Below are 15,385 nucleotides of genomic sequence, written 5' to 3'. Positions count from 1 at the left end.
TTTTATTTCTGGACGCAGGCTCCGTGTTCAGGTAAACACAGCTCAGCTAAACGCACTTCAGCGGTGGTGCTGTTAGGCGTCGCGGAATAAGAGCAGGGCCTCGCCCTGGCCGCCACCGCCGCACAGGGAAACCGCTGCCTTACCGGAGCCTCGACGACTGAGTTCAAGGGCGGCATGGAGCGCCAAGCGGGCTCCTGAGGCCCCGATCGGGTGCCCTAGGGCAATGGCGCCGCCATGGATGTTGCACTTCGCCAGTGGCAGGTCCAAGTCTCGCAACGATTGGACAGCCACGGAACCAAATGCCTCATTGATTTCAATGAAGTCGAGTTCGTTGACATCCCAGCCAGCCGTTTGTAGTGCGGTAGATATGGCGTTTGAAGGCTGGGAATGCAGCGAGTTGTCAGGTCCGGCCACTTGCCCGGGTGCCCCCACCACGGCTAACCAAGCCAGGCCGTGTTCCTCAGCGTAGCTACGGGAGCAAAGCACAAGGGCGCTGGCGCCATCGGACAAGGGGGAGGAGTTACCTGCCGTGATGGCTCCGTCAGCAGTAAAGGCGGGACGCAGTCCGGCAAGCGTATCTACACTTGTCTGGGGTCGGATGCCTTCATCGTGACTTAGTATGAGAGGTTCGCCCTTACGCTGTGGAACCGTGAGTGGAACAATCTCCGCGTCAAAAATTCCTGACTCTGCTGCCGCCGCTGCCCGCTGGTGCGAGGCTGCCGCGACTTCATCCTGGGCCGTGCGGGAGATATTCAATCGTAGATTGCCGCGCTCGGTTGACAAGCCCATTGAGTCGTCGTCAAAAGCATCGGTCAGTCCGTCATGCGCCGCTACATCAAGAGCCTGAATGGCACCGTACGTCCAGCCCTGCCGTGATCCGGGCAACATGTGTGGGGCGCGTGTCATTGATTCCTGACCGCCGGCCACCACGACGCTTGCTTCGCCGCTACGGATCAAACGTGCGGCGTCAATCACAGCCGTCAGTCCTGACAGGCACACCTTGTTGATTGTCACAGCGGGTACGTTCCAGCCGACTCCTGCACCAACAGAGCTTTGCCTGGCTGGGTTTTGTCCGGCACCCGCCTGCAGCACCTGGCCCATGATCACGAAATTGATGTCCTCAACGTCAATACCGGAGCGCGAGACTGCAGCTGCGATGGCCTTGGAACCCAATTCAACAGCGGTAAACGGCGCCAGCTGACCGTTGAGCCGCCCCTGGGGGGTACGGGCGCCTGCGAGAATTACCACATCATTCGTTTGTGCCGTCATGGCTGCCATACTCCTTGAACGTTGTACCGTGCAGTTCCTCGTTGAACCTTACGTATCCTGACTAAAACCTAACAGCATCGGCCCTCAGCAATGGAATCCGGATGAACGGGGCTCTTTAGGAAATATTTTAGTGCCAGGGCACGTGCGTACCCGCAGCGAGAGCTAGACAGTGGGGCGGAAAACTAAGGATCTACGGCGCATTTACATCGGTACTTGCAGTTTTTAGGATCGTGGGGTAGACACGAGTGCATGTTTGCCTGTAGAGTAGATCTTTGCGTGTCCCTCTTAACCTTCAGCCTTCATATAGCGGTGGGCTTTGTTTCGGTCAAGAGCCAAGGACAGCATTGAACAAGGAGCAGTTTAACTGTTTTTTGCAATGCTTTTCTAAGGTTACTTGACCAGCGTTTCTTTTGGTTTGATGACCAAAAGTGAAACGGGTAAGGGTTCGTAAGAACAAGCCTGCAGGTCTGTGGAAGGATCCCTCTTGGTCGCCTCGAGCACCTCTAATGTAAATAACGCTGCAACCGCTATCGATTCAAACAGCACCGATGGTGCAAAGAGTCGCCTCTCATTCGCAAAGATTCATGAGCCGCTTGACGTGCCGAATCTGCTTGCCCTTCAAACCGAGAGCTTTGACTGGCTCGTAGGTAATGGGCGCTGGCAGGACCGCATGCAAACGGCCGTGAATGCTGGTGATGACAGCGTGGCCGTCACATCGGGCCTATCGGATATTTTCGAAGAAATCTCCCCCATTGAAGATTTCCAGGGCACCATGTCCCTGTCCTTCACGGAGCCGGAGTTCTCTGACCCCAAGTTCACCGTTGACGAGTGCAAGGACCGCGACGCCACATACGCCGCGCCGTTGTACGTCAAGGCCGAGTTCATGAACAACTTGACCGGTGAAATTAAGCAACAGACTGTCTTCATGGGCGATTTCCCCTTGATGACAAACAAGGGCACCTTCGTCATTAACGGTACCGAGCGTGTCGTTGTGTCCCAGCTTGTCCGTTCCCCGGGCGCTTACTTTGAGCGCACAGCGGATAAGACAAGTGACAAGGAAATCTTCACCGCCAAGATCATCCCCTCGCGTGGCGCATGGTTCGAGCTGGAGATTGACAAGCGTGACCAGGTTGGCGTCCGTCTCGACCGCAAGCGCAAGCAGTCAGTCACAGTTCTGCTCAAGGCCCTCGGCTGGAGTGAAGGCCAGATCCTGGAAGAGTTCGGCGAGTTCGACTCGATCCGCGCAACCTTGGAAAAGGATGCCACCACCGGTCGCGAAGATGCCCTGCTGGACATCTACCGCAAGCTGCGTCCGGGCGAGCCGCCCACAGTAGACGCCGCTGATGCGCTGCTGCACAACCTGTACTTCAACCCCAAGCGCTACGATCTGGCCAAGGTTGGCCGTTACAAGATCAACCGCAAACTGGGTATTGATCTGCCGTTGAGCGATGAGAAAGCATCAGTACTGAGCGTGGATGACATTGTCGCCATGATCAAGTACTTGGTTGCTTTGCATGCCGGCAACAAGACAACCAAGGGCACCCGCGACGGTGCCGAGGTTGACTTGCGTGTTGACGTTGATGACATTGATCACTTCGGTAACCGTCGTATCCGCGCCGTGGGCGAGCTCATTGAGAACCAGATCCGCACGGGTCTCTCCCGTATGGAGCGCGTGGTTCGCGAGCGTATGACTACTCAGGACGTCGAAGCGATCACGCCGCAGACCCTGATCAACATCCGCCCCGTTGTGGCAGCGATCAAGGAGTTCTTCGGAACCTCTCAGCTCTCGCAGTTCATGGACCAGAACAACCCGCTTGCCGGGTTGACGCACAAGCGTCGTCTTTCTGCGCTTGGGCCCGGTGGTTTGTCCCGTGACCGTGCTGGCATGGAAGTCCGTGACGTTCACCCCTCCCACTACGGCCGCATGTGCCCGATTGAAACTCCTGAAGGCCCCAACATTGGTCTGATCGGTTCGTTGGCATCCTACGGACGCATCAACCCGTTTGGTTTCATTGAGACACCGTATCGTCGGGTCAAGGATGGCTTTGTCTCTGACGAGGTTGATTACCTGACAGCAGACGACGAGATGGATGTTGTCATCGCGCAGGCCAACGCGCCCCTCGATGAGAACAGTCACTTTGTTGAGGACTCAGTATTGGTCCGTCAGCGTGGTGGCGGCGGGGAGCCTGTTCTGATCGCAGCATCAGACGTTGAATACATGGACGTTTCCCCGCGCCAGATGGTGTCTGTGGCAACTGCCTTGATTCCGTTCTTGGAGCACGACGACGCCAACCGCGCCTTGATGGGTGCGAACATGCAGCGTCAGGCCGTGCCGTTGGTGCGTTCCGAGGCCCCATTTGTCGGTACCGGCATGGAGCGCGCCACAGCAGTTGATGCCGGTGACGTTGTCATTGCCAAGAAGGCCGGTGTGGTTTCGGAAGTCTCCGCAGATGTTGTTGTCATGCTCAACGATGACGGCACGGAGATCAGTTACCCCATCGCCAAGTACCAGCGTTCCAACCAGGGAACGGCTTACAATCAGCGCGTGTTGGCCTCAGAGGGTCAGCGTCTGGAAGTTGGCGGCATCATTGCCGATGGTCCGGCAACGGATCTGGGCGAGCTTGCTTTGGGTAAGAACCTGTTGGTCGCCTTCATGTCTTGGGAAGGCCACAACTACGAGGATGCCATTATCCTTTCGCAGCGCATTGTTGCAGAGGATGTGCTTTCTTCAATCCACATCGAAGAACATGAGATCGATGCTCGCGACACCAAGCTTGGCGCCGAGGAAATTACGCGGGACATCCCGAACGTTTCCGAGGAAATCCTTGCCGGTCTCGATGAGCGCGGCATCATCCACATCGGTGCAGAAGTTGAGGCCGGAGACGTTCTGGTGGGCAAGGTCACCCCTAAGGGTGAAACTGAGCTGACCCCGGAAGAACGCCTGCTGCGTGCAATCTTTGGTGAGAAGAGCCGCGAAGTTCGCGACACTTCCTTGAAGGTTCCCCACGGCGAGTCCGGAACTGTTATTGGCGTTCGCGTCTTTGACCGCGACTCCGAAGATGACCTGCCTCCCGGTGTGAACCAGTTGGTACGCGTCTACGTTGCCAACAAGCGCAAGATCACCGACGGTGACAAGCTGGCCGGCCGTCACGGCAACAAGGGTGTTATTTCCAAGATCCTCCCGATCGAAGATATGCCCTTCCTTGCTGACGGTACCCCCGTTGACATTGTGCTGAACCCCTTGGGTGTTCCAGGACGTATGAACGTTGGTCAGGTTTTGGAAATCCACCTCGGTTGGGTAGCCAAGACGGGTTGGAAGGTTGAAGGCGAGCCGGACTGGATCAAGGACCTTCCGAACCTGCCGCGTGAAATTGGTCAGACTCGTGTGGCAACACCCGTGTTTGATGGTGCACGCGACTCGGAAATCACGGGTCTGCTTGATTCCACTAACCTGACTCGTGATGGCGACCGCCTGATCGACTCCTCCGGTAAGACCATGTTGTTTGATGGCCGCTCCGGTGAGCCGTTCCCGGACCCTGTCTCGGTGGGTTACATGTACATCTTGAAACTCCACCACTTGGTGGATGACAAGATTCACGCCCGCTCCACGGGTCCGTACTCCATGATCACCCAGCAGCCATTGGGTGGTAAGGCCCAGTTCGGTGGACAGCGCTTTGGTGAGATGGAAGTTTGGGCACTGGAAGCTTATGGTGCCGCATACACCCTGCAGGAACTGCTGACGATCAAGTCCGATGACATCCATGGCCGCGTGAAAGTTTACGAAGCCATCGTCAAGGGTGAGAACATCCCGGAGCCGGGTATCCCGGAATCCTTCAAGGTTCTGATCAAGGAAATGCAGTCGCTGTGCTTGAACGTGGAAGTTCTTTCCACCGACGGTGCCGCGATTGAGATGCGTGACTCGGATGAAGAAGTCTTCCGGGCCGCGGAGGAGCTGGGCATCGACCTGTCACGGGCCGAGCCTAACTCTGTCGAAGAAGTTTAGGGGGACGACGGCGGTGGCCAGCCCACCGCCGAAAGAACCTTCCCTTCCTCCCGTACCCCGCTTAGACATTCAGACTTTAGAGAATTAGAGAGAACAGGACCCATATGTCCAGCGAATCCTCCTTCGGCAGTATGCAGATTGGCCTGGCCACCGCGGCAGATATCCGCGACTGGAGCCACGGCGAAGTCAAGAAGCCGGAAACTATCAATTACCGTACGCTCAAGCCGGAAAAAGACGGTCTTTTCTGTGAGAAGATCTTCGGCCCGTCCCGCGACTGGGAATGCTACTGCGGCAAGTACAAGCGTGTGCGCTTCAAGGGCATTATCTGCGAGCGTTGTGGCGTTGAAGTCACCCGCGCAAAGGTACGCCGTGAGCGCATGGGCCACATTGAGCTTGCTGCGCCCGTTACTCACATCTGGTACTTCAAGGGCGTTCCCTCGCGCTTGGGCTACCTGTTGGACCTTGCACCGAAGGACCTTGAAAAGGTCATTTACTTCGCTGCATACATGATCACCAGCGTTGACGATGAAGCACGTCATGCAGAGCTGCCGAACCTCCAGATTGAGCATGATCTGGAGAAGAAGCGCATGGTGGATACCCGCGATAACGACATCGCCACGATCGCTCGTGACCTTGAAGGCGAATTGCAGCGCCTTGAAGGTGAGGGCGCCAAGGCCGCCGATAAGAAGAAGGCTCGCGATTCTGCGGACCGTCAGATGGCCAACGTGCGTAAGCGCGCTGACGCTGACATCGATCGTCTCGAGCAGGTGTGGGACCGCTTCAAGGCTCTGAAGGTTGCCGATCTTGAAGGTGACGAGGCCCTGTACCGCGAATTGCGTGACCGTTACGGCATGTTCTTCGAAGGTGCCATGGGTGCCGAAGCCATCAAGAGCCGTCTTGAGACCTTTGACATGGCTGGTGAAGCGGAGATCCTTCGCGACATCATTGCAAATGGCAAGGGACAGCGTAAGACCCGTGCCCTGAAGCGTTTGAAGGTTGTCAATGCTTTCTTGACCACCAACAACAGCCCGCTGGGTATGGTCCTGGATGCCGTCCCGGTGATCCCGCCGGAACTGCGCCCCATGGTTCAGCTCGATGGTGGCCGTTTCGCCACCTCCGACTTGAACGATCTGTACCGTCGAGTGATCAACCGCAACAACCGTCTCAAGCGTTTGCTTGATTTGGGTGCTCCGGAAATCATCGTCAACAACGAAAAGCGTATGCTCCAGGAAGCTGTTGATTCGCTCTTCGATAACGGTCGTCGTGGCCGTCCTGTCACCGGACCGGGCAACCGTCCGCTGAAGTCGCTCTCTGACATGCTCAAGGGCAAGCAGGGGCGATTCCGTCAGAACCTGTTGGGTAAGCGCGTTGACTACTCGGGCCGTTCGGTTATTGTTGTTGGCCCGCAGCTGAAGCTGCACCAGTGTGGTCTGCCTAAGCAGATGGCGTTGGAGCTCTTCAAGCCGTTCGTGATGAAGCGCCTGGTTGACCTTAACCATGCGCAGAACATCAAGAGCGCCAAGCGCATGGTTGAACGTTTCCGTCCCCAGGTGTGGGATGTTCTCGAAGAGATCATCACCGAGCACCCGGTACTTCTGAACCGTGCACCTACCTTGCACCGTTTGGGCATCCAGGCGTTCGAGCCGCAGCTTGTCGAAGGTAAGGCAATCCAGCTTCACCCGCTGGTTTGTGGTGCTTTCAACGCTGACTTCGACGGTGACCAGATGGCAGTTCACCTGCCGCTGAGCCCTGAAGCACAGGCTGAAGCGCGCATCTTGATGCTGTCCTCGAACAATATTCTGAAGCCTTCAGACGGCCGCCCGGTCACCCTGCCTTCGCAGGATATGATCATCGGCTTGTACCACTTGACCACCAAGCGTGAGGGTTCAGCCGGTGAAGGCCGTGTGTTCTCCACCTCGGCTGAAGCCGTTATGGCCTTCGACGCCAATGAGTTGCACTTGAACTCACAGGTCAAGATTCGTTTGGAGAACTTTGTTCCCGGTCCCGAGCGCAAGGGGCCGGAAGGTTTCGAATCCGGTGGCACCGCCCTCATCGAAACCTCCTTGGGCCAGGTCATCTTCAATGAGACGCTTCCTGCGGATTACCCGTGGGTAGAGTCTGTTGCTGACAAGGGTCAGCTCTCCGAGATCGTCAACGATCTCGCCGAGCGTTACCCCAAGGTGGTTGTGGCAGCAACACTGGATAACTTGAAGGATGCCGGTTTCTACTGGGCAACTCGTTCAGGTATTACAGTTGCCATCTCCGACATTGAGGTACCCGCCGCAAAGCCCGCCATCTTGGAAAGCTACGAGATCAAGGCCGCCAAGGTCCAGGCCCAGTATGACAAGGGTTTGATCGCTGATGATGAGCGCCGCCAGGAGCTCATTGACATCTGGAACCAGGCAACCAACGAGATCGCGGATGTTATGCGTGACTCGTTCGCCGCATCCAACACGATCAACCGGATGGTCTCTTCCGGTGCTCGTGGTAACTGGATGCAGGTTCGTCAGATTGCCGGTATCCGTGGCTTGGTAGCCAACCCGAAGGGTGAAATTATCCCTCGCCCGATCAAGTCCTCATACCGTGAGGGCCTGTCGGTTTTGGAGTACTTCATTGCTACTCACGGTGCCCGTAAGGGTCTGGCCGATACCGCTCTGCGTACAGCCAACTCCGGTTACCTGACCCGTCGACTCGTTGACGTCTCACAGGATGTCATTGTTCGTGAAGACGACTGTGGCACCGAGCGCGGTTTGACCCTGCCGATCGCAGTGGTTGATGGCGCAGGTGAGATTGTGCTGCACGAGGAAGTTGAGAACAGCGTTTACGCTCGTACCTTGGCTTCCGAGGTTGTGGACTCTAACGGTCAGGTTCTAGCTGTTGCGGGCGCCGACGTCGGAGATGTCCTCATTGACAAGCTGTTCGCAGCCGGCATTGAAGAGATCAAGGTCCGTTCAGTACTCACCTGTGAGTCAACCGTTGGTACCTGTGCACTTTGCTACGGCCGTTCCTTGGCTACGGGTAAGACCGTGGACATTGGTGAAGCCGTCGGTATTATTGCTGCCCAGTCCATTGGCGAGCCCGGCACACAGCTGACCATGCGTACCTTCCACACTGGTGGTGCTGTTTCTGCCAGCCGTGGCGAGGACATCACCCAGGGTCTGCCCCGTATCCAGGAGCTCTTCGAAGCGCGTACCCCCAAGGGTGTCGCTCCGATCGCAGAAGCTGCCGGTCGCATCAATATTGATGAGTCCGAGAAGACAATGCGTTTGATCCTGACACCGGATGACGGCACCGAAGAAATCGCTTACCCGGTTCTGCGACGAGCACGCCTGCAGGTTGCTGACGGCGAGCACGTTGAGGTTGGCCAGAAACTCATTGTGGGTGCTGTTGACCCCAAGCAGGTTCTGCGTATCCTTGGCCCGCGTGCCGCTCAGAAGCACCTCGTTGAGGAAGTTCAGCGCGTATACCGCAGCCAGGGCGTTGGCATCCACGATAAGCACGTGGAGGTTATTGTCCGCCAGATGCTTCGCCGCGTCACAGTCATCGAGTCCGGCGACTCGAAGCTGCTGCCGGGCGAGCTTGCCGAGCGCGGCCGCTTCGAGACGGAAAACCGTCGCGTAGTGTCCGAGGGCAAGAAGCCTGCATCGGGCCGTAACGAGCTGATGGGTATCACCAAGGCTTCCTTGGCTACCGAATCATGGCTCTCCGCAGCGTCCTTCCAGGAAACCACCCGCGTTCTGACGCAGGCGGCCATGGAAGGCAAATCAGACCCACTGTTGGGCCTGAAGGAGAACGTGATCATTGGTAAGTTGATCCCCGCCGGTACGGGTCTTCCGCGCTACACCGACGTTACGGTGGAGCCCACGGAAGAAGCCAAGGCCAATCTGTTCACAGGTCCCAGCGCGTTCAGCGACTTTGACTATGTGGGCGGCGTCGGCGACTTGGGTGCCGAGTTCCGTGCGATTCCCTTGGATGATTACGACCTGGGCACCAACTTCTCAGGCTAATCCCGCGCTCCTGCCAACGCTTTGATTGCTAGCGATCAAAGCGTTGGCCCCTCGGGGTTGCGGACCCAGTTAGAAGTGAAGTACGACGGCGGTGACTCACCTGTGAAGGTGGGTCACCGCCGTCGTACTTTAACAAAGCTATCCCACCATCACATCGAGTAGTCTCCGGACTGCCACTTCTTGAAGTCCCAGCGTGCAAGAAACCTCTCCCCGCTGGCTAATCCGCTGGCGTACATGGCGTCCTTGTCCTGCTGTGTGAGGTTGAAATCGGTGGCCCGGTAATTGGAAGTATTGATAAAGATTGTCCGCGAGGACGCCTGCGGCTCGTTCACATAGCTGCGATCCGCGGCCCCAATGATGGTGCTCAGTAGTGATTTTGCCAGTTCCAGGCTGTTGTGCTCGGGGTTCCAGTCCTGCGTACGGGCTGTATTGGTATCAGATAACTTGATGCCAATTGTTGGCCAACGGGGGAGTGCGCCGTCATCTCTGTCAAAGATCGACATGGGGAAGTTGGAGAGTAGCCCACCATCTGAGCAAACAATATTCTTGTGCCCGGTAACCGACGGATCTGTGGGCAAGGTCCAGGGGCGGAAGAAAAAAGGGATGGAGGCAGATGCCCTGATGGCGTCCGCTACGGGGGCGGTGTCTGGATCCACTCCCAGTAGTTCCCTATAGTCCCAGGGCAGGCGGAGCATAATTCCCCGGGATATATCCGAGACAATCACCACTAGTTTGTATCGTTGCGATGCCGGCAACGCGCTTTGCGGATCATTATCCTTTAGGTCCGCCCACGTATGGACGCCATGGGCGGCAAGGGTTTCCTTGAGCCATTCGTAGAGGACCTCTCCGGCGTAGAGTCCCTGGTGGAACAGCAGCCCGGAAATTTCTCCCACAATTGGCAACCCGGAAAGGCAGCCGGTGGGGTCCATGAACTTTGTGTAGTCCAGTCTGTCCATGGCGTTCTTGATTTGGGCCGCACTCAGTCCGGCCGCTAGCAGCCCAGCCACGATGGCGCCGGCAGAAGCGCCAGCGATTCGGTGGAAAGAATAAGGATCGCTAAAACTGGTCATTGCCGCAATAGCTCCCACCAGCGCCGAACTCTTAACCCCGCCACCTTCAAGCACAAGATCTGCATCAGCCATTACGTGCCTCCTTGAACAGGGCACTATGTGCCTAATACTTCTTGCCGTGTGCCGTGTGCCGTGTGCCGTGTGCTGGGTGCTGGTTTCTGGGTACTTTCGAGACTGGCGCCTGCACCCCGTGCTGTCAAGGTCCCGTCAACGGCCCGGGTGTGATCGTTTATGTCCTTGATTTGAGGGCATGGCATAACCCGTGGTAATGTAAATAGTAATTGTTAGTGTGGCAGTGGATAAGAGTGTGCGTTTTCCTAACGTTTAGGCGTAGGAAGCGGATGCGGGTCCGGGTTGTACGGTTCTTGTACAGCGAATGCCACATTTTTGCATGCCTAGGCGCTGTGAAGTCGCCAAGTCTGCGACTACCAGTAAAAGGCTTACCCTCATCGGCGCAATCATTGTGGCCCGCGGGGCAAGCAACACGATAAAACAACGGAGAACACGAAAGTGCCTACGATTAACCAGCTGGTCCGAAAGGGCCGGACACCCAAGGTCACAAAGACCAAGGCTCCCGCACTTAAGGGCAGCCCCATGCGTCGCGGCGTATGCACGCGCGTTTACACAACCACCCCGAAGAAGCCGAACTCGGCTCTCCGTAAGGTTGCACGTGTACGCCTTAACGGTGGCGTGGAAGTAACTGCTTACATCCCAGGTGTAGGCCACAACCTCCAGGAGCACTCCATCGTGCTTGTTCGCGGAGGCCGTGTTAAGGACCTTCCCGGCGTTCGTTACAAGATCGTCCGTGGCGCATTGGATACCCAGGGCGTTAAGAACCGCAAGCAGGCTCGCAGCCGCTACGGTGCAAAGATGGAGAAGAAGTAATATGCCTCGCAAGGGTCCGGCCCCCAAGCGGCCGCTAGTAGTAGATCCCGTATACGGTTCCCCTTTGGTCACTCAGTTGATCAACAAGGTTCTCGTAGATGGCAAGAAGTCCACCGCAGAGCGCATCGTTTACGGTGCACTTGAGGGTGTTCGTGAAAAGACCGGTGCTGATCCCGTTGTTGCCTTGAAGAAGGCCATGGAGAACATCAAGCCGAGCCTTGAGGTCAAGTCTCGCCGTGTTGGTGGCGCTACCTACCAGGTTCCGGTTGAAGTCAAGCCCGGTCGTCAGACCGCGTTGGCACTTCGCTGGTTGGTTGGTTACTCGAAGGCTCGCCGCGAGAAGACCATGACCGAGCGTCTGCGTAACGAAGTACTGGATGCCTCAAACGGTCTTGGTGCCGCTGTCAAGCGTCGCGAAGATACCCACAAGATGGCAGAGTCCAACAAGGCTTTCGCCCACTACCGCTGGTAACTAGAGCCTTGAAGGAGGCAGGCGGAGACCCCGCCGGCTTTCTTCTCGCTCATCTCTAGAAAAGGGAGAAACCGTGGCACAGGACGTGCTTACAGACCTTAACAAGGTCCGCAACATTGGCATCATGGCGCATATTGATGCTGGCAAGACCACTACAACTGAGCGCATCCTGTTCTACACGGGTGTGAACCACAAGCTCGGCGAAACACACGATGGTGCTTCGACGACTGACTGGATGGAACAGGAAAAGGAACGCGGCATCACCATCACGAGTGCCGCCGTGACCTGCTTCTGGGACAACAACCAGATCAACATCATTGACACACCTGGCCACGTTGACTTCACGGTAGAGGTGGAGCGCTCTTTGCGAGTGCTTGACGGTGCCGTCGCTGTTTTTGACGGCAAGGAAGGCGTTGAGCCTCAGTCTGAGACTGTTTGGCGTCAGGCTGACAAGTACAACGTTCCGCGTATTTGCTTTGTCAACAAGATGGACAAACTCGGTGCTGATTTCTACTACACAGTGGACACCATCATCAACCGTTTGGGTGCCAAACCGTTGATCATGCAGCTGCCCATCGGTGCCGAGAGTGAATTCATCGGCGTTGTTGACCTGCTGTCCATGAAGGCTTTCGTTTGGGCTGGCGACTCCAAGGGTGATGTCACCATGGGTGCCAACTACGAGACCAAAGAGATCCCCGCGGATCTGCAGGAAAAGGCTGAAGAATACCGTGCTTCACTTGTTGAAGCGGTTGCAGAGGCTTCCGAAGAGCTCATGGAGAAGTACCTCGAGGGCATCGAGCCTTCAGTTGAGGAACTCAAGGCTGGCATTCGTAAGCTGACCGTGAACTCTGAGATTTACCCGGTGTTCTGTGGCTCTGCCTTCAAGAACCGCGGCGTTCAGCCGATGCTCGATGCTGTCATCGATTACCTGCCGAACCCGTTGGATGTTGGCGCCATGGTTGGTCACGATCCGCGCAATGAAGAAGTTGAGTTCACTCGTGAGCCCAGCGAAGATTCACCGTTCTCGGCGCTGTCTTTCAAGATTGCCGCTCACCCGTTCTTTGGCCAGTTGAACTTCATTCGCGTGTACTCCGGCAAGGCAACTTCCGGCACACAGCTGTTGAACTCCACCAAGCAGAAGAAGGAGCGTCTGGGTAAGTTGTTCCAGATGCACGCCAACAAGGAAATGCCTGTGGATGAAATCCACGCAGGTCACATCTACGCCGTTATTGGCCTCAAGGACACCACCACTGGTGACACCTTGTGTGATCCGGCAAATCCGATCGTGCTTGAGTCGATGACTTTCCCTGATCCTGTGATCTTCGTTGCTATTGAACCGAAGACCAAGAGTGACCAGGAAAAGCTGTCAACGGCTATCCAGAAGCTCTCCGCTGAGGATCCGACGTTCACCGTCCTTCTCAATGAAGACACCGGCCAGACCGAAATCGGCGGCATGGGCGAGCTTCACTTGGATGTTTTGGTTGACCGCATGCGCCGCGAATACAACGTTGAAGCTAACGTTGGCAAGCCGCAGGTTGCCTACCGGGAAACCATCAAGCGCGCTGTGGTCAAGCATGACTACACGCACAAGAAGCAGACCGGTGGTTCAGGTCAGTTCGCCAAGATCCAGATTGCCATTGCGCCGCTGGATACGCACGATGGCGAAATGTACTCGTTCCAGAACAAGGTCACTGGTGGCCGTGTTCCCCGCGAATACATCCCCAGCGTTGACCAGGGAATTCAGTCCGCATTGCCTGATGGCGTGCTGGCAGGTTACCCGATGGTTGGCATCCAGGCCACGCTGCTTGACGGCGCGTCCCACGATGTTGACTCCTCCGAAATGGCCTTCAAGATCGCCGGTCGTATGGCGTTCAAGGAAGCCGCTCGGTTGGCCAACCCGGTTCTGCTTGAACCGTTGATGGAAGTTGAAGTCCGCACCCCTGAGGAATACATGGGTGAAGTTATTGGTGACATCAACTCCCGTCGCGGTCAGATGCAGTCCATGGAGGACGCAAGCGGTGTCAAGGTCATCAAGGCTCTTGTTCCCTTGTCCGGCATGTTCGGTTACATCGGCGATCTACGGTCTAAGACCCAGGGTCGCGCAGTGTACTCGATGAAGTTTGACAGCTACTCTGAGGTTCCGAAGGCAGTAGCCGACGAAATCATCCAGAAGGCCCGCGGCGAGTAGTCGCACTTTTGCTTGGCGTCTGTAGCAGGTTCTACACTTGGTCAGGCGCCAAGCAGCAAGAATTTCTTAAATATCAAAAGCCCCCAGTAGACTTACTTAGGATTTCGGTGACGAATAGCGTCGCTGAGAGTAAGTCAACAGCAAACGTTCTAGGAGGAACCCGTGGCGAAGGCAAAGTTCGAGCGGACTAAGCCGCACGTTAACATCGGTACCATCGGTCACGTAGACCATGGTAAGACCACGTTGACGGCTGCCATTTCCAAGGTACTTTTTGATAAGTACCCCGATCTCAACGAGGCGCGTGATTTCGCTACTATCGACTCGGCTCCCGAGGAGAAGCAGCGTGGAATCACGATCAACATCTCCCACGTTGAGTACCAGACCGAAAAGCGCCACTACGCACACGTAGACGCTCCCGGTCACGCTGACTACATCAAGAACATGATCACCGGTGCTGCGCAGATGGACGGCGCTATCCTGGTGGTTGCTGCGACTGACGGCCCGATGGCCCAGACTCGCGAGCACGTTCTGTTGGCCCGCCAGGTAGGCGTTCCCTACCTGCTGGTCGCACTGAACAAGTCGGACATGGTTGACGATGAAGAACTCCTCGACTTGGTCGAAATGGAAGTTCGCGAACTGCTCTCCTCACAGGGCTTCGATGGCGACGAGGCACCTGTTGTGCGCGTCTCCGGCTTGAAGGCTTTGGAAGGCGATCCCGTATGGGTCAAGTCCGTTGAGGACTTGATGGATGCAGTGGATAACAACGTTCCGGACCCCATCCGCGACAAGGACAAGCCGTTCTTGATGCCGGTTGAAGATGTATTCACCATCACCGGCCGTGGCACCGTTGTTACGGGCCGCGCCGAGCGTGGAACTCTCAAGATCAACTCTGAAATTGAGATCGTCGGAATCCGTCCGGTCCAGAAGACCACGGTTACCGGTATTGAAATGTTCCACAAGCAGCTCGACGAGGCTTGGGCCGGCGAGAACTGTGGTCTGCTGCTTCGCGGTATCAAGCGCGAAGACGTAGAGCGTGGACAGGTTATCGTGAAGCCGGGTTCCATTACCCCGCACACTGATTTCGAAGCCAACGTCTACATTTTGGCCAAGGATGAGGGCGGGCGTCACAACCCGTTCTACTCCAACTACCGCCCGCAGTTCTACTTCCGTACAACGGATGTTACCGGCGTCATCACCTTGCCTGAGGGCACGGAAATGGTTATGCCTGGCGACAACACCGAAATGTCGGTTGTGCTGATTCAGCCGATCGCCATGGAAGAAGGCCTCGGCTTCGCTATTCGCGAAGGCGGCCGTACCGTTGGTTCAGGTCGTGTCACCAAAATCGTCAAGTAGTTTTTGACTATTTGGTTTTTGTGAAGAAGGGTCCCAGCTTTGGCTGGGGCCCTTCTTTGCGTTCTGGCGCAGGTTCGGGGCAGGGGAGCATTCTCGCAGACTTGTTGTATCGGCTGGATCGGAGCTTTCGTAACAACA

At 56.5% G+C, this 15,385-nt stretch carries 8 protein-coding genes; 6 read left to right on the top strand and 2 right to left on the bottom strand.

What is annotated here, in order from left to right:
* Positions 1-72: 72 nt before the first annotated feature.
* On the bottom strand, positions 73-1,269 hold the full coding sequence (locus AAFM46_RS14010; RefSeq protein ID WP_283530049.1) for an acetyl-CoA C-acetyltransferase: 1,197 nt from the start codon (positions 1,267-1,269) through the stop codon (positions 73-75).
* A 484-nt stretch (positions 1,270-1,753) separates the two neighbouring features.
* Between AAFM46_RS14010 and rpoB the strand changes: the two genes are divergently transcribed.
* Positions 1,754-5,272, top strand: a complete 3,519-nt coding sequence (gene rpoB / locus AAFM46_RS14005; protein WP_283530051.1) for a DNA-directed RNA polymerase subunit beta — start codon at positions 1,754-1,756, stop codon at positions 5,270-5,272.
* A gap of 104 nt (positions 5,273-5,376) precedes the next feature.
* Entirely contained in the window at positions 5,377-9,279 is a 3,903-nt protein-coding gene (locus AAFM46_RS14000; RefSeq protein ID WP_343318433.1) for a DNA-directed RNA polymerase subunit beta', read from the top strand.
* 149 nt (positions 9,280-9,428) lie between these two features.
* Here the strand turns inward: AAFM46_RS14000 and AAFM46_RS13995 are convergent, their stop codons facing one another.
* Entirely contained in the window at positions 9,429-10,421 is a 993-nt protein-coding gene (locus AAFM46_RS13995) for a patatin-like phospholipase family protein (RefSeq protein WP_343318432.1), read from the bottom strand.
* A 438-nt stretch (positions 10,422-10,859) separates the two neighbouring features.
* Between AAFM46_RS13995 and rpsL the strand changes: the two genes are divergently transcribed.
* The 4 genes from rpsL (at position 10,860) to tuf (ending at position 15,247) form a co-directional block, all read left to right on the top strand.
* A complete protein-coding gene (rpsL, locus tag AAFM46_RS13990) occupies positions 10,860-11,234 on the top strand; it encodes a 30S ribosomal protein S12 (RefSeq protein WP_038464715.1) in 375 nt (124 codons plus the stop codon).
* Position 11,235: 1 nt separating this feature from the next.
* On the top strand, positions 11,236-11,706 hold the full coding sequence (gene rpsG / locus AAFM46_RS13985) for a 30S ribosomal protein S7 (RefSeq protein ID WP_038464713.1): 471 nt from the start codon (positions 11,236-11,238) through the stop codon (positions 11,704-11,706).
* A gap of 73 nt (positions 11,707-11,779) precedes the next feature.
* Positions 11,780-13,894 carry an elongation factor G gene (gene fusA, locus AAFM46_RS13980; protein WP_283530056.1) on the top strand — a complete coding sequence of 705 codons (2,115 nt, stop codon included), beginning with the start codon at positions 11,780-11,782 and terminating at the stop codon, positions 13,892-13,894.
* Positions 13,895-14,056: 162 nt separating this feature from the next.
* Positions 14,057-15,247 (top strand): elongation factor Tu, encoded by a 1,191-nt coding sequence (gene tuf, locus AAFM46_RS13975; RefSeq protein ID WP_283530058.1) that lies wholly within the window; start codon positions 14,057-14,059, stop codon positions 15,245-15,247.
* Positions 15,248-15,385: the final 138 nt, after the last annotated feature.

It is taken from the genome of Arthrobacter sp. TMP15 (assembly GCF_039529835.1).
Classification (GTDB): domain Bacteria; phylum Actinomycetota; class Actinomycetes; order Actinomycetales; family Micrococcaceae; genus Specibacter.
The sequence above is the reverse complement of the archived record's forward strand: the minus strand, read 5'-3'. Positions and strand labels throughout refer to the sequence as shown.